16 protein-coding genes are annotated in these 14,352 nt (G+C 70.4%); 10 read left to right on the top strand and 6 right to left on the bottom strand.

The window, feature by feature from the left end:
- Positions 1-8: 8 nt before the first annotated feature.
- Both PUR26_RS25145 and thpR read left to right on the top strand, forming a co-directional pair.
- Entirely contained in the window at positions 9-1,352 is a 1,344-nt protein-coding gene (locus tag PUR26_RS25145; RefSeq protein ID WP_329875283.1) for an MFS transporter, read from the top strand.
- A 124-nt stretch (positions 1,353-1,476) separates the two neighbouring features.
- Positions 1,477-2,040 (top strand): RNA 2',3'-cyclic phosphodiesterase, encoded by a 564-nt coding sequence (thpR, locus tag PUR26_RS25150; RefSeq protein WP_329875285.1) that lies wholly within the window; start codon positions 1,477-1,479, stop codon positions 2,038-2,040.
- Positions 2,041-2,435: 395 nt separating this feature from the next.
- Here the strand turns inward: thpR and PUR26_RS25155 are convergent, their stop codons facing one another.
- Positions 2,436-3,425 carry an aldo/keto reductase gene (locus tag PUR26_RS25155; RefSeq protein ID WP_329875287.1) on the bottom strand — a complete coding sequence of 330 codons (990 nt, stop codon included), beginning with the start codon at positions 3,423-3,425 and terminating at the stop codon, positions 2,436-2,438.
- A 107-nt stretch (positions 3,426-3,532) separates the two neighbouring features.
- Complete coding sequence (locus tag PUR26_RS25160) at positions 3,533-4,126, bottom strand: Uma2 family endonuclease (RefSeq protein ID WP_329875289.1); 594 nt, start codon at positions 4,124-4,126, stop codon at positions 3,533-3,535.
- Between the two features lie 184 nt (positions 4,127-4,310).
- On the opposite strand from PUR26_RS25160, the gene PUR26_RS25165 reads away from it, so the two are divergent.
- A complete protein-coding gene (locus PUR26_RS25165; protein ID WP_329875291.1) occupies positions 4,311-5,075 on the top strand; it encodes an alpha/beta fold hydrolase in 765 nt (254 codons plus the stop codon).
- A 31-nt stretch (positions 5,076-5,106) separates the two neighbouring features.
- On the opposite strand, the gene PUR26_RS25170 is transcribed toward PUR26_RS25165, so the two are convergent.
- Positions 5,107-5,262: a hypothetical protein gene (locus tag PUR26_RS25170; RefSeq protein ID WP_329875293.1), complete on the bottom strand. Its 156-nt coding sequence runs from the start codon at positions 5,260-5,262 to the stop codon at positions 5,107-5,109.
- Positions 5,263-5,938: 676 nt separating this feature from the next.
- Here PUR26_RS25170 and PUR26_RS25175 point away from each other — a divergent pair.
- From PUR26_RS25175 to PUR26_RS25185, 3 genes are all read left to right on the top strand, one after another.
- Positions 5,939-7,357, top strand: coding sequence for an ice-binding family protein (locus PUR26_RS25175; RefSeq protein WP_329875295.1), 1,419 nt, complete (start codon positions 5,939-5,941; stop codon positions 7,355-7,357).
- A 337-nt stretch (positions 7,358-7,694) separates the two neighbouring features.
- Positions 7,695-8,213 carry a DUF5819 family protein gene (locus tag PUR26_RS25180; RefSeq protein ID WP_329875297.1) on the top strand — a complete coding sequence of 173 codons (519 nt, stop codon included), beginning with the start codon at positions 7,695-7,697 and terminating at the stop codon, positions 8,211-8,213.
- Positions 8,203-9,423 (top strand): HTTM domain-containing protein, encoded by a 1,221-nt coding sequence (locus PUR26_RS25185; protein ID WP_329875299.1) that lies wholly within the window; start codon positions 8,203-8,205, stop codon positions 9,421-9,423. Before PUR26_RS25180 ends, PUR26_RS25185 begins: the two co-directional genes overlap by 11 nt.
- A gap of 56 nt (positions 9,424-9,479) precedes the next feature.
- Here PUR26_RS25185 and PUR26_RS25190 read toward each other — a convergent pair whose 3' ends face one another.
- Complete coding sequence (locus PUR26_RS25190) at positions 9,480-10,010, bottom strand: MarR family winged helix-turn-helix transcriptional regulator (protein WP_329875301.1); 531 nt, start codon at positions 10,008-10,010, stop codon at positions 9,480-9,482.
- Positions 10,011-10,069: 59 nt separating this feature from the next.
- Here PUR26_RS25190 and PUR26_RS25195 point away from each other — a divergent pair, with 59 nt between their 5' ends.
- Together PUR26_RS25195 and PUR26_RS25200 are read left to right on the top strand one after the other, a co-directional pair.
- Positions 10,070-10,597 carry an SMI1/KNR4 family protein gene (locus PUR26_RS25195; RefSeq protein WP_329875303.1) on the top strand — a complete coding sequence of 176 codons (528 nt, stop codon included), beginning with the start codon at positions 10,070-10,072 and terminating at the stop codon, positions 10,595-10,597.
- 8 nt (positions 10,598-10,605) lie between these two features.
- Positions 10,606-11,625, top strand: a complete 1,020-nt coding sequence (locus tag PUR26_RS25200; RefSeq protein ID WP_329875305.1) for a DUF6193 family natural product biosynthesis protein — start codon at positions 10,606-10,608, stop codon at positions 11,623-11,625.
- Here the strand turns inward: PUR26_RS25200 and PUR26_RS25205 are convergent.
- Positions 11,622-11,858: a DUF397 domain-containing protein gene (locus tag PUR26_RS25205; protein ID WP_329875307.1), complete on the bottom strand. Its 237-nt coding sequence runs from the start codon at positions 11,856-11,858 to the stop codon at positions 11,622-11,624. The genes PUR26_RS25200 and PUR26_RS25205 overlap by 4 nt on opposite strands.
- Entirely contained in the window at positions 11,855-12,673 is an 819-nt protein-coding gene (locus tag PUR26_RS25210) for a helix-turn-helix domain-containing protein (RefSeq protein WP_329875309.1), read from the bottom strand. The genes PUR26_RS25205 and PUR26_RS25210 overlap by 4 nt, the downstream gene beginning before the upstream one ends.
- 82 nt (positions 12,674-12,755) lie before the next feature.
- On the opposite strand from PUR26_RS25210, the gene PUR26_RS25215 reads away from it, so the two are divergent.
- Positions 12,756-13,166 (top strand): hypothetical protein, encoded by a 411-nt coding sequence (locus PUR26_RS25215; protein ID WP_329875311.1) that lies wholly within the window; start codon positions 12,756-12,758, stop codon positions 13,164-13,166.
- A 100-nt stretch (positions 13,167-13,266) separates the two neighbouring features.
- Complete coding sequence (locus PUR26_RS25220) at positions 13,267-14,286, top strand: hypothetical protein (RefSeq protein ID WP_329875313.1); 1,020 nt, start codon at positions 13,267-13,269, stop codon at positions 14,284-14,286.
- The last annotated feature ends 66 nt before the right edge of the window (positions 14,287-14,352 follow it).

Genomic DNA, 14,352 nt, shown 5'->3' on the forward strand with positions numbered 1-14,352 from the left:
CGAACCTTTTGAGTACGGGATCCGGAGCAGACTCCGCCCCCGCACACAACTCCGACCACGACATCGGGAAGCCCGCGACCTCGGGGACGTTCTCCTCGCTCAAGGTCCGCAACTACCGGCTTTTCTTCACCGGCGCCATCGTCTCCAACACCGGTACCTGGATGGCCCGCATCACCCAGGACTGGCTGGTCCTGAGCCTCACCGGCTCGGCGGCCGCCGTCGGCATCACCACGGCCCTGCAGTTCCTCCCGATGCTGCTCTTCGGCCTGTACGGCGGTGTCATCGCCGACCGCTACCCCAAGCGGCGCCTGCTACTCGTCAGCCAGGGCGCCCTCGGCCTGTGCGGCCTCGCGCTGGCCGCGCTGACCCTCTCCGGTCACGTCCAGGTGTGGCACGTCTACCTGATCGCGTTCCTGCTCGGCATGGTGACGGTCGTCGACACGCCGTCCCGCCAGTCCTTCGTCTCCGAGATGGTCGGCCCCGGCCAGCTCCGCAACGCCGTCAGCCTGAACTCCGCCAACTTCCAGTCCGCCCGGCTGATCGGCCCCGCCGTCGCCGGCGTCCTCATCGCCTCGATCGGCAGCGGCTGGGCGTTCCTGGTCAACGGCCTGTCCTTCCTCGCGCCGCTCACCGCCCTGCTGCTGATGCGCCCCGGCGAGCTGCACAGGACGGAACGGGCCCCGCGCGGCAAGGGCCAGCTCCGGGAGGGGCTGCGCTACGTCGCGGGACGGCCCGATCTGATCTGGCCGATCATGCTGGTCGGCTTCATCGGCACCTTCGGGTTCAACTTCCCGATCTGGCTCACCGCGTTCTCCGACGAGGTCTTCCACGTCGGGGCGGGGACGTACGGCTTCCTCAACACCCTGATGGCGGCCGGCTCGCTCGTCGGCGCGCTGCTGGCGGCCCGGCGCGGCAGCTCCCGGCTGCGGATGCTGGTGGGCGCGGCGGTGCTCTTCGGTCTGCTGGAGATCGCGGCGGCGCTGTCCCCGTCCTTCTGGCTGTTCGCGCTGCTGCTGGTGCCGATCGGCATGATCGGTCTGACCGTGAACGTCACCGCCAACTCGTCCGTCCAGATGGCGACCGACCCGGTCATGCGCGGCCGGGTGATGAGCCTGTACATGATGGTGTTCGTCGGCGGTACGCCGCTGGGCGCGCCCCTGCTGGGCTGGATCACCGACACCTATGGTGCCCGCGTCGGCTTCGCCGTGGGCGGCGCGGTCTCGATGGCCGCCGCCGTGCTGATCGGCCTGGTGCTGGCCCGGGTGGGCGGCCTGCGGCTGAAGCTCGACATGCGCCGGGGCCACCCGCACGTGCGGTTCGTGCCGCGCGAGCAGCTGGCGACGGCGGCCTGAGCGTCGCGCGAGGGGGAGAAGCCCTCCTCGCGCGAAGAAGACGGAGCAGGGGCCCCGGCGGGCCGTCCTGATCTTCATCGGCGGAGCGTACGGAGGGGGCGGCGGACCGTGCCAGACTCCCCGCATGAGGCTTTTCGCTGCCGTGCTGCCGCCGCCCGTGGCCGTCGACGAACTCGCCGTCGCCGTGGACCGTCTGCGGGCCCTGCCGGGCGCGGACGAACTGCGCTGGACCGGCCGCCCCGGCTGGCACTACACCCTGGCGTTCATGGGCGAGGTGGACGAGGGGCTGCTGCCGGAGCTGCGCGGCCGGCTCGCCCGCGCCGCGCACCGCACCCCACCGTTCCCGCTGCGCATACACGGCGGCGGGCGGTTCGGCCGGCGGGCGCTGTGGGCGGGCGCGGCGGGCGGCCTGGACCAGCTGCGGCTGCTCGCCGAGCGCGCCGACGCGGCCGCCCGGCGCGCCGGCATCCCCATGGAGGAGCACCGCCGCTACCAGGCCCATCTGACGCTGGCACGCGGCCGTACGGACACCGATCTGCGTCCGTACGTGGAGGAGCTGGAACACTTCGAGGGCACCCGGTGGGACGTCGCCGAGCTGGCGCTCGTACGGAGCAACCTCCCCCGGAGCGGGGTCCAGGGCGACCAGCCCCGGTACGAGACGTTCGGCTCCTGGCCCCTGGGCCAGTGACCCGCGAACGGCGCCGAACGGCGAGCCTCGGCCCAGCGAGCCTCGGCCCAGCGAGCCCCGGCCCGGCGGGCGCCGAGCGGCGAACGCCGGCCCGACGGGGCCGGTTCGCCCTTCGCCCGGCCGGCGCGGCGGCAACGCCTCCGCCGACCCGGCCGGTGCCGGAGGACCCGCCCCGGCCCTCGCCCCCGTCGCGGGGCTGATCAACTTCGCCGGTACGGTCCCGCCTCTCCGGACCGAGGGGCGGGACCGTCCTCGTCCGCGGGCCGCGTTAACCTCGGAGCGTGGACCCGAAGACCCGAAACCGGATCATGGCCGGTGTGCTTGTGCTGATGTTCGCCATCATCGCGGTGGCCTCGGTGGTGTGACGCCTCGCGCGGCGCCGCCCTGTGCCCCGCCTACCAGGCGAAGGCCTCCGGCGACGGCCCCGGCCCGGGGAAGATCGCGTCCAGCTCCGTCAGCACCTCCTGCGGCAGCTCCAGCTCGACGGCCCGCAGCGCGGAATCGAGCTGCTCGGCCGTGCGCGGACCGACGATCGGGCCGGTCACGCCGGGCCGGGTGAGCAGCCATGCCAGGGCCACCTCGCCGGGCAGCAGCCCGTGCTTGTCGAGCAGGTTCTCGTACGCCTGGATCTGCTCGCGTACCGAGGTGTCGGCGAGGGCGTCGGCGGAACGGCCCTGGGTGCGGCGCGCTCCCTCGCTCTCCTTCTTGATCACACCGCCGAGCAGTCCGCCGTGCAGCGGCGACCAGGGGATGACGCCCAGGCCGTACTCCTGCGCGGCCGGGATGACCTCCATCTCGGCGCGCCGCTCGGCCAGGTTGTACAGGCACTGCTCGCTGACCAGGCCGAGGCTGCCGCGCCGGGCGGCGGTCTCGTTGGCCTGGGCGATCTTGTAGCCGGGGAAGTTGCTGGACCCGGCGTAGAGGATCTTGCCCTGCTGGATGAGGACGTCGACCGCCTGCCAGATCTCCTCGAAGGGGGTCCGCCGGTCGATGTGGTGGAACTGGTAGACGTCGATGTAGTCGGTGTTGAGCCGCTTGAGACTGCCCTCGACGGCCCGGCGGATGTTGACCGCGGAAAGCTTGTCGTGGTTCGGCCAGACCTCTCCGTCCGCGGCCATCGACCCGTACACCTTGGTGGCGAGGACGACCTTGTCCCGCCGGTCGCGGCCCCGGGCGAACCAGGATCCGATGATCTCCTCGGTACGGCCCTTGTTCTCGCCCCAGCCGTACACGTTGGCGGTGTCGAAGAAATTGATACCCGCGTCGAGCGCGGAGTCCATGATGGCGTGGCTACCGGCTTCGTCGGTCTGGGGCCCGAAGTTCATTGTGCCGAGGACGAGTCGGCTGACCTTGAGTCCGGTGCGTCCGAGCTGCGTGTACTTCATGAACACAGCCAACGCCCTGGAGCGCGCTCCAGGCAAGAGCGCCCCACCCGCGCGTCGGCGCGGGAGGGGCGTCAGGACGGGCGGCAGGACGGGTGTCAGGACGGGTGTCAGTCGCGCGGGAAGTCGGCGGTGGTGAGGGTGAGGCCGAGAGAGGTGCGGGTCAGGTCGATGTCTCCGCCGAAGGCAACCGTCGTCTCCGTGACGTAGTCGTCTCCCTTGGGCTGGGTGTACACATGACACCGGCCCTGGTACGGGTCGGCGATGAGGTAGACGGGCACCTCGGCGGCGGCGTAGGCGGCTTTCTTGGGGCCGTAGTCGTTGGCGGCGGTTTCCCGTGAGATGACCTCGGCGACGAACTCGACGCTCTGGTGGCGCCACCGGCCGCAGCTGTCCGGCACGGCGCCCGCGCGCATCTTCGCCACGTCGGGGCAGAAGCCGTTCAGCCGGCCGGGGAAGTCGATGCGCACGTCGGAGGTCACCTCGACATCCAGTCCGAGTGCGTCCTCCAGCGCCCGGACGATCCGCCGGATGATCTTCCAGTGGGTGTTCCGCTGCGGCGACATGTGGACGGCTCCCCCGACGATCTCGATCCGGTATCCCTCGGAGAAGGGCTTCCGATCCAGCGCCTCGAACATCTCGTCCAGGATGCGTTCGTCGTCGCTCTCGGCCATGTCGATCCTGTCGGTCTCTACGACGGTCATCGTGGCGCTCCTCCCCGCTGCCGCGTGTTCGCATGCAGCCGCGCATTCCAACGATAGGCACGCGGTTGCCGACACGCCCGTGGCGAGGGCGCGCCGGGCGATGCCGATGTGCGCGAGCCGGGTGGTGAGGCCGTCGACGGGGAATTCCTGGGCAGTTTGATCACTCACCGCTTAGGGTCTGCCCATGACTCTCGCTTATGACGTGACCGGGGACGGTCCCGCGCTGGTACTCCTGCACTCCGGGGTGTGCGACCGGAGGATGTGGGATCCGCAGGTGCCCGCCCTGGTCGACGCCGGATACCAGGTGGTCCGTTGCGACTTCCGTGGCTTCGGCGCGTCTCCCCTGCCCGACCGGCGCCACAACGACGCCGAGGATGTACTGGACCTGCTGGACACCCTCGGCATCGAGCAGGCGGCGCTGATCGCCTCCTCTTACGGTGGCGGTGTCGCCGTCGAGATCGCCGCGCGCCGTCCGGACCGGATATCCGCCATGGCGCTGTTGTGCACCGGGCTGCCGGGGCATGAACCGACCGCCGAGCTGCGCGCGTTCGGCGAGCGGGAGGACGCGCTGCTTGAGGCGGGCGATGTCGCGGGGGCCGTGGAACTCAACGTGGACACGTGGCTGGGGCCGGAGGCGGAGGAGACGGCCCGCGAGGCGGTGCGCGTCATGCAGCGGCATGCCTTCGAGGTGCAACTGGCCGCCCCCGAAGGGGCCGGGCGGAACAAGGTGGACTTCGACCTGTCGGCGGTCAAGGCGCCCTGTCTCGTGCTGTCGGGCGGCCGCGACCTGACGGACTTCCGGGAGATCGCGGCCCGGCTGCCGGGTCTGCTCGCCGACGCCCGGTACCTCGAACTGCCCTGGGCGGGCCATCTCCCCAGTCTGGAGCGGCCCGCCGCTGTGACGGAGCTGCTGACCGGCTACCTGCGGGAGACGGTTCCCGTCGGCTGAGCGCGCCGGCCGGCCGCCTCCATGCTCGCGATCACGCGGCGCAGGACCTTGAGGGCGGAGCGCCGTACTTCTCGTCGCCGATGCCGGTGGGGATCTCCGCCCGGAGCTCGGTGACGAGCGTCTTGAGCCGCGCCGTGGCGGCCCGGCCGTCCTCCGTCAGGTGCGGGTGGCGGCCGTCGGTCGCCACGACGGTCGTCGTGGCGCTTCTCCCCGCTGCCGCGTGTTCGCGTGCAGCGGGGCATTCCGACGGCGGGCACGCGGCAGCCGACGGCGCCGGTGGCGAGGACGTGCCGCAGCGTGGGTCACGCCCCGTCGAGCCCCCCGTGTCGAGCCGGAGGCGTCGGCGGGGACGACCATCCGCAGGCCCGTGCCACGCCACTTGGCGACGGCTGACGCCGACGGCCGACGGGTCGGCAGGCGCTCCCGCGCCGAGTCCCGCTCCTCCGGACGCCTCCGCACTGCGGGCGGGCGGGTTCGCGGGAAGGGTCGCCTCATGGTGCGGCCCGCTCTGATCCGGTCGACGGCGAATCGGCCGCCACGCCCGCAGCGTGGAATATCCGTGAAATCACCTGGCTGGCTGCATTCATTCACGGCCGGGGGAGCCCATCGCTCGGGCGCGGGCACTTCCGGCCGGTGCGATTCACTCGAACGTCAGGTATTCGGCGGATATATCTGATGATCAGCCAGGTAAATTGTGGGATATCCGAAGGGTGCTGCCGCACTGCATTAATGGGTAATTTCCGGTTCTCGCTCAAGTATTCTTGCCGAGGGAATCTTCCTGCGTAATATGCAGCGACAGCAGGAAGGCTTTCCGGGCGGGTAGGGCCCGGCAGGCCACGGCCCCCACAGGAAATGGCCTCTCGATGAAGCTGAAAATCCCTCAAGCGGCGCACCGCCGCGCTCTGTCCGGCTGGCTGGCCTCGGCCGTCGCGGCGACGGTCGCCGCTGTGATGGTTGCCGTGACCCCGACACCGGCCTCGGCCATCGCGCTGCCCGTGCCCCTGGGCACGGCAGCCAGTTTCTCCGTTCTGGCGGGTCAAGGTGTCACCAACACCGGGCCCTCGGTGATCGGCCACGACCTCGGGACGCACCCGAACCCGGCCATCAGCGGATTCCCGCCCGGCCTGGTGCTGGGCGCCGTGCACGCGGCGGACGCCGTGGCCCTCCAGGCCAAGAGCGATCTGGTCGTGGCGTACAACAACGCGGCCGGCCAGGCCACGGACTTCGCGCTTGCGGCGGGAATCGGCGCGGGTCAGACGCTTCTTCCGGGTGTTCACACCGCCACCGCGGGTGTCGGACTCACCGGCGACCTGATCCTGGACGCCGGCGGAGACCCCAACGCCGTCTGGGTGTTCCAGATTCCGGAAGCCCTCACGACGGCGTCCAGCAGCCGGGTGCTCCTCACGAACGGTGCCTCGGCCTGCAACGTGTACTGGCAGATCGGGAGCTCGGCCACTCTCGGCACGAACTCCACGTTCGTGGGCACCATCATGGCTCTGACGTCGATCAGCGTGACCACGGGGACGAACATCGAGGGCCGGGCGCTGGCCCGTAACGGGGCCGTGACGCTCGACACCAACCGGATCTTCCTCGGGTCGTGCGCGACCGGTGGTACGACCACGGGCACGACGACCGGCACGACCACCGGTACGACCACGGGCGCGACGACCGGTACGACCACCGGCACGACGACCGGTACGTCCGGTAGCACGACGACCGGCACGATCGTGGGTCTGACCAGCGGCGGACTCCTGGGCGGCCCGATCCTGGGCGTCTCGACCGGCGGCACCTCGGGGAACATCGCGGGCAACAGCGCCGGGAACACCTCGGGCAACACCGCCGGGAACGTCACCGCCGGCAGCTCCTCGGGCAACACCGCCGGCAACACCACCGGCAGCAGCACCACCGGCCAGAACGGCGGCAAGCCCGAACTGCCCGACTACGGCAACAAGCCGGGCGAGGAGCACGGCGGGTCGTCCGACAAGCCGGGCCAGGAGCACGGCGAGGCGCCCGGCGGGCCGGACTACGGCAACAAGCCGGGTGACGAGCACGGCGGGCCGGACTACGGCAACAAGCCGGGTGACGAGCACAGCGGGTCGTCCGACAAGCCGGGCCGCGGCCACGGCGGGAAGCCCGGTGACCACTACGGCTACGGCGACAAGCCCGCGGGCCACAAGGGTCACGAAGCCTCCGAGGGCCCCGAGGGCCACGAAGCCTCCGAGGGCCCCGAGGGCCACGAAGGCCACGAAGGCCACGAAGGCCACGAAGGTAACCGGGGCTAAGCGGCAGGCCGCAGTAGGTCCGTTCACCGGATGACGGCGCGCGGCGGAATCGTCCTCGACTCCGCCGCGCGCCTTCGGTGAGCGTCCGCAGAAGTGTCCGGCGTGAACAGCGCGTATGAGAAAGACCGGGTGGGCGGTGTCGAGCGGATTGCAATCAGCGGGCGTGGAGGAACTTCAGCCGCCCGATTCCGGTCCGGCCCCACAGGGGTGCCAAAAGGAGGTCCTCGCTCCTGGCAGACGGCCCAGGGGCGCCGGTGTACTGAAAACAGGGCTGTACGCCGCGGTGATCCTGTGTGTACTGACGACATTCGTCCATGCTGTTCTCGTCTTTCTTCACGTGGCTCCCCCCAATACCGTCTCCACCCGTTACCACCGGCAGATCAACGCGTGGGTATACCCGCTCTTCGAGCAGAACTGGCGCCTGTTCGCCCCGGACCCCGACTCCGCCAACCGGCGGATCCTGGCGCGTACCGCACACACCGCCTCCGACGGATCGGTGCGGGTGAGTCCCTGGTTCGACCTGACCGCCGTGGACAACGCGGCGGTCGAGCACAACGTGTTCCCGAGTCACACGGCCCAGAATCTTCTGCGCCGCGCCTGGACCTCGTATTCCGACACGCACGGCGGAGACGACTCGGCGCGCTCGGACCGGGCGGGGCTGCTGCGGGAGTACCTGCGCAACATCGCCGCCGACCGCGTCGCCGCCCACGCGAAGGGCGGCGCTTTCGACTTCATCCAGCTCCGGGTCGTCACGCTGCCCGTCGCCGCACCCGGCACCACGGCCGGGGACCGCCCGCCGACTCCCGTCGAGAACAGGCTCCTGCCCTGGTGGAAGGTGACCCGTCATGGGAACTGAGCAGATCCCCCAGCCCCCTCCCACGGCAGCTGCGCCACAGCACCCCTCGGCCCAGGAGCCTCCGGAAGAGGGCGCGGCACGCCGGCGGCGGCTCCCCGACCGGGTCGGCGCCCTGTGGACGCTGCTCACCGGCCGGCCGGTGTCCCTGTACGCCGCGTCGGCCCTGCGCATCGGCTACGGGCTGCTCTACCTGATCTTCCTGCTGCGCGAGCTCCCGCATCGTCACGAGATCTGGGGACCCGGCTCTCCCTGGACTCCCGAGCTCGCGGAACAGCTCTTCGACCGGACCGGCTGGAGCAGCGTCCTGCTCCTGTCCGACGACCCGGTCTACTTCGAACTCTGCTACGCGGCGGCCCTCGTCACGTCGGCGCTGTTCATGCTGGGCTGGCGGACCCGGGTCACGTCCGTCCTCTTCGCCGTCGCGGTGACCTCGTTCCACGCGAGAGCGATCTTCATGACGGACGGCGGCGACAACCTGATCCTGCTGATGGCCGTCTACCTCGTCCTCACCGCGTGCGGACGACGCTGGTCGCTGGACGCCCGCAGGATCCGGCGCAAGGAGGCCCGTGCGGGCGGCACGCCACGGCCGACGAGGCGTTTTCCCTCGCAGCAGTTCAGGGACGCCGGTCACACCCTGACCACGGTCGTCCACAACTGCGGCATGTTCATCATCGCGGCACAGGTGTGCTTCCTCTACGGATCAGCCGGCCTGTACAAGGTCCAGGGGCCGACCTGGGGCGGCGGCACCGCACTCCACTACGCCCTGAACCTCGAACTCTTCCAGCCGTGGCCCGCGCTCTCCCACCTGGTGGACGACTACGCGATCCTGATCGCGATCGTCAGTTACGTGACGGTGCTTCTCCAGGTGGCCTTCCCGTTCGTGCTCTTCGGCAGGCTCAAGTACCCGGTTCTGACCGCACTGCTGGGCATGCACATCGGCATCGCGGTGCTCATGGGGCTGCCCCTCTTCTCCGGCGCGATGATCGTGGCGGACGCCGTGTTCCTTCCGGACCGCTTCTACACCTTCCTGCCCCGCCTGTGGAGGCGCGCGACGAACCGCGCGCGGGGGTGGCGGCACGTTCCCGCCCGAGCGGCCGGAACCACGTCCGTACCCTCGCAGGGCAGACCCGGTGCACCCGGTACGAAGCGCCGCGCCGCTCCGGCAGGACAGACCGCACGCGCCACCGAGCTCGCGGCCGAACAGAGCTGAGGAACACGAGGCCGGGGAGGTCACCCGACTGCCCCGGCCTGACGCCGGCGAATCCTCTAGGCGCGCCGGCCGGCCGCCTCCACGTTCGCGATCATGCGGCGCAGGACCTTGAGGGCGGCGACGTACTCCTCGTCGCCGATGCCGGTGTGGATCTCCGCCCGGAGCTCGGTGACGAGCGTCTTGATCCGCGCCTTGGCGGCCCGGCCGTCCTCCGTCAGGTGCAGGCGGCGGCCGTCGGTGTCGACAGCGATCCAGCCCCGGTGCAGCAGGTGGTCCACCGCACGGGAGGCGTCGTACGGCGTGTCCGCGATCTCGGCCAGCCCGGTGATCACGTCCTCCCGCGTGGGGTGGCCCGCTCCCTCGGCATCGACGCGGTTCAGCGTCCACCACTGCGGCTGGGTCACGTCGACACGGGCCATGGCGTCGCGGATGTGGTTGATCACTGCCTTGTGGGCCCTGCCGCCCCAGTAGCCGAAGGGCTGCGTGGCGAGGTCCTTGTCCTCGGCGACGGGATCGGCGGGGGCGGGGGAGGGGGAGGGGGTGAGGGAGGAGGAGGGTGCGGGAGAGACCGTTCGTGTCTGTGTCATGACAGGGACGCTATGACCTCAACTAGAGTTGAGGTCAAGGGACTTCCGGACCGAGGAGCATGCTGGTGGCAACGCTTGGGGAGATATCGGCCTTGTTGGGCGAACCCCGGTTCAACTGGTCGGATCCGGCTCCGTGGACCGCACTGGAACGAGAACTCGGTCTCGAATTCCCCCCGGACTTCCGCGAGATCGTGGACGCCTACGGTTCGATCGAGGTCAACCAGCAGCTGTATCTCTGCCATCCGGCCGGTCATCTTCTGCACAGTCTGGGCGAGAGCATCCGAGGGGACCTCGAACTCTGGCGCGACGAGGACATGGCCGAGTTCCTGCCCGGTCCGGTCGGGGCGGGCCCCGGTGAGCTGATGCCGGTGGCAACGGCCACGACGGGGGAAGCGATCTTCCTCCGCGTACCGGACGAGCCCGCGTCGCCCTGGCGGGTAGTGGTCCAGGAGTTCGACAGTCCGGCGTGGACTCTCTACGAGATGACGTTCGGCGACTGGCTGCTGGCCTATCTCAGGGGGAGGGACGTGACGCTGTGCGCACGGAACCGCGCGCCTGACGGCCCGTCCTACGAGTTCCTGCCGTGAAAGGGGACGTGGCAGCGGTGGATCCGGACGTGTACCTCGATCTGGCGGCAGAGGGGGGCCTCGCAGCCGTGCTGGAGCGTGTGGCCGCCGACGCGGGGACGCCGCTTGCCGTGACGCCCGACCGCTGGGACGCGACCCGCAGGGCGGGGCTCGCCGCCTCCGTCCCCGATCGCCATCCGCTCTCGGTCGAGTTCAGCGGCAGCGGCGACGGCCGCTGCTTCCGGATGTACGGCTTGAGCATGGGCGTGACGTTGATCGAGGGGGCGACCTCGGACGCGCGTGACGTGATCAGGGCGGGTGTCGCGTGGGGGCGGGGCGCCTCGCTGCGGGAGATGCGCCGACTCCTCCCCTTCCTGCGCTCCGACGAGCTGGCCGAAGCACACGAACGCGGCCCCGCCGACGCGGTCGCCCTGCAATGGCGTCAGATGCTGGACGACGCGGCGGCCCGGTGGTCCTACCCGGGCTACCGCCCGTTGCTGGAGGCCGCGCACGCCGTCCCCGAGCTGCGGGAGCTGTACCCGTACTCCAGCCACTGGAGACTCGTCCTCAGTGCCTGCACAGGGTTTCCGACAGCCGTCAAAGCCGTCTTCCTTCCCTTGGAGGACGGTCGTTACGGCGTCCGGACCACCTTGTCGCCGGAGACCACGGTCGGCGAGGCCGACACCGTCGAGGACGCTCTCGCACTGGCCGTGTCCCACCTCCCCGCCGGGCTCGGGCCGGCCGTCGCCGGAACGGGGGTCGGCGTCCAGGTCCGCAGCTGGGACGGCACGGTCGAGGCTCGCGGGAAGCACGGTGTGATCTGGGGCCCGGAGCTGGCCGGGCTCGACCCGTCGGCGTTTCCGATGCTGGGGCATGTCATGCCGGACGCGGACACCGTGTTCAACAGCCGTCAGGTGCCGACGTTGCTGGAGGAGATCGCACGGCTGCCTCCCGGCGTGGTCCCCGACGAGTCCGCGCGCGAACTTCGGGAACTGGGCCGGACGGTCCTCGACGGACAGCTCCTGTTGTGGTTCTCAGCCAGTCCCTAGCGCTGTGTCTCCACGAAAGCGGCCCAGGCGTCCGGGGAGAGGGAGAGCCCCGGGCGAGTGACGTCCTTGGAGTCCCGGACGTGGATGGTGTGGGGGCAGGCGGCGACCTCGACGCAGTTGCCGCCCTGGTCGCCGCTGTACGAGGACTTGATCCAGGCGAAGGCGACCTCGACGCAGTCGCCGCCCTGGTCGCCGCTGTAGCTGCTCTTGAACCAGTTGAGGTCGGTGCTCATAGTTCTCGGGCCACCTGTTCGATGAGTTCGGCGGAGTCTTCGGGGTTGAGGGCCTGTGCTCGGAGGATGCCATACCGTCCGAACACATCTCCTGTGTCCGGTTGTTCGCTGAGGAAGTACCGGCCGCCCTGCCCTTCGACGTAGACGAGCTGGCTGCGGCGCTCGGCCGTCTCCAGCAGGGTGAAGGACCCGTTCAGCCCGGCGTGCGTCTGACGGTCCTCGGGCATGACCTGGACTTCGACATGGCGCAGCCGTCCGACGTCGAGGATGTGCAGCAGGTTCTCCTTGAGAACGTCCGGGCCGCCCAGAGGACGTAGAAGCAAAGCCTTCTCCAGAACGAAGCTGATGCTGGGGGTCGGTTTGTGTACGAACACTCGGTGGCGTGCAAGCCGGGCGGTGACCCCTGCCTCGATCTCCTCGTCGTCGAGCGCTGGGCTGTGGCAGCCGAACACCGCTCGGGCGTACGCCTCCGTCTGAAGCAGTCCGGGAATCACATGGGTCTCATACTTGTGGATGCCCGCAGCCTTCGCTTCCTCCTCCAGGTAATCCTCGAACCACGCCGCCACTCCACTCGCCGTCAGTTCCTTGGCCACCTCCAGCAGTGCACCTTGTGCACCCAGCAGGTCGTCGGCCAGCTCGACGAAGTTGCCCCTCGGGCGGCGCTCGCCGCGTTCGATCATGGCCACTTGGGACTTGGAGTAACCGGTGTGCCTGCCCAACGCCTCCTGTGAGACCTTCGCCCGCTCCCGGTGGAAGCGCAGGAGCCTGCCGAACGCCTTCGCGGCGCCCGGACTCCGGTTGTTTCCGATGTTCACGCCAGCTCTCCCCGAGTGCACAGTCCGTCACGAACACCTTGTGGTGCTGGTCACAGTAGAGGCGGGCCGGAAAGCTGGGCGCATGAATTCGCGCATTTCACTTGACACGGTTCCGTCCTGGGTTCCGGCGTCCGGGCACGCCCTGCGGCACGCGGGCATCCACTTCGACGCCGTACGGATCGGGGGGCTGCTCGGCGAGGAAGTCGCCTATGAGCTCATGGCGTTCACGGACTTCCGTGCCGGGCCGATCGTCCGCGAGGCGACGGGGCCGTGCAGCCTCTACTTCCTCCTGCCGCCGCAGACCGCCGCCGCGTACGCGTGGCCCGGGGGCGCCCGGGCGCTGAGCCGGGACGGGCGGAGTGCGGCCTTCGTCGGTGTGCCCGCACTGGAGGGGATGACCTGGCCGCTGGACTGGAGGTCGCGCCCGACGGCGGAAGTCCCGTTCGTCGAACCGGACTTGTTGCACGAAATCGTCTCTCGTGCTGTACGGTAATCGCGACATCACGCTGCGTCGTTAAATGGGACGGTCCCCGGCGGTGCGCCAACACCAACCCGAGGACCTACACCACTAGTGGAATCAAGGTCCACCAGAAATGCTGCTGCATGCTATCGCGCCCGTCCGGCGCTTCACGAAGGTCTCGCACGACGTCGTCAGGAACAGGCGTCTGAACAGCGATGCGAAGATCCTGATCATCTACATCCAGGGCCTGCCCGGGGACAAGGCCGCCGCGGCGCTCAGCAAGCACGCCGAGGAGCTGGGCATGACACCCCGGGCGTTCCAGAGGGCGAAGGAAGCGCTCATCGCGTGCGGCTACTTCCACGAGTGGAAGTGGCAGGGCGGGCGCGGTCGTTGGCACACGGACCAGCTGCTGTCCAACGTCACCCTCACGCGTGAGGGCGCGAACGACGTGCGGGACGGTGTCCTGGTCCTGGACCCGGAGGAGCAGCCCCCGCCACCCCCGGGCGTTCCGATCGCTCCCGGGCTTCCGACTCCCCGGAAACCGGCCGTCGGTGAGCCGGAAGGCCCGGTGGCCGGTCCCTGTCCTCCGGAAGACGAAGACCGGGAGAAGGAACACTCCCACCTCCCACCCGAAACGCCGGACGTGCCGGACGTGCCGGACGCGGAGGCTCCCCCGACTCCGACTCCGACTCCGACTCCGACTCCGAACCCGGCCCCGGTCGAGGTCGTGGAGGCCGAGCGGGTGCTGCTGTCGCTGCGGCACACCCACCGGGAGCTGATGCTGGGGGCCCGGGAGGTGCGCGGACTGGCGGAGGTCGCGGCGGAGTGGCTGCGGCGCGGTCTCTCGACGGCCGACCTGCGGCACGCGCTGACCTCGGGGCTCCCGCCGGGCGGGGTGCGGTCGGCCGCGGGCTTCCTGCGGCACCGCCTGGTCGAGAAGCTGCCCGTCCCGGCCGGCGGGGCGACCCGTGCGCCGGGGGCGCTGGTCGCCTGCGAGGGCCCGGGGCCCGACCACGTCTTCCGGCCCGTGGGCGACGAGACCCGGTGCGGCCCCTGCCGCCTCGGTGCGGCGCACGCGCCGCGTCGCCCGGACGCCGTGTCCTGGCGTGCCCGCCTCGCGTCCGGCGCGCTGTCCGCCCAGGCTCCCGGCTGACCCGGCGGCCATCCGTCCGTACCGGACACGCCGGTGACGGTCCGCCGGGCCGCCACCGACGCCGGG

The organism is Streptomyces sp. SP18CS02 (assembly GCF_036322365.1).
Classification (GTDB): domain Bacteria; phylum Actinomycetota; class Actinomycetes; order Streptomycetales; family Streptomycetaceae; genus Streptomyces.

Excerpts from the sequence above, each read along its gene's own strand:
- PUR26_RS25185 (WP_329875299.1), top strand. The coding sequence starts at position 8,203 with ATGGGAACTGAGCAGATCCCCCAGCCCCCTCCCACGGCAGCTGCGCCA.
- PUR26_RS25220 (WP_329875313.1), top strand. The coding sequence starts at position 13,267 with ATGCTGCTGCATGCTATCGCGCCCGTCCGGCGCTTCACGAAGGTCTCG.
- PUR26_RS25175 (WP_329875295.1), top strand. The coding sequence starts at position 5,939 with ATGAAGCTGAAAATCCCTCAAGCGGCGCACCGCCGCGCTCTGTCCGGC.
- thpR (WP_329875285.1), top strand. The coding sequence starts at position 1,477 with ATGAGGCTTTTCGCTGCCGTGCTGCCGCCGCCCGTGGCCGTCGACGAA.
- PUR26_RS25165 (WP_329875291.1), top strand. The coding sequence starts at position 4,311 with ATGACTCTCGCTTATGACGTGACCGGGGACGGTCCCGCGCTGGTACTC.
- PUR26_RS25155 (WP_329875287.1), bottom strand. The coding sequence starts at position 3,425 with ATGAAGTACACGCAGCTCGGACGCACCGGACTCAAGGTCAGCCGACTC.
- PUR26_RS25160 (WP_329875289.1), bottom strand. The coding sequence starts at position 4,126 with ATGACCGTCGTAGAGACCGACAGGATCGACATGGCCGAGAGCGACGAC.
- PUR26_RS25205 (WP_329875307.1), bottom strand. The coding sequence starts at position 11,858 with ATGAGCACCGACCTCAACTGGTTCAAGAGCAGCTACAGCGGCGACCAG.
- PUR26_RS25190 (WP_329875301.1), bottom strand. The coding sequence starts at position 10,010 with ATGACACAGACACGAACGGTCTCTCCCGCACCCTCCTCCTCCCTCACC.
- PUR26_RS25215 (WP_329875311.1), top strand. The coding sequence starts at position 12,756 with ATGAATTCGCGCATTTCACTTGACACGGTTCCGTCCTGGGTTCCGGCG.
- PUR26_RS25195 (WP_329875303.1), top strand. The coding sequence starts at position 10,070 with ATGCTGGTGGCAACGCTTGGGGAGATATCGGCCTTGTTGGGCGAACCC.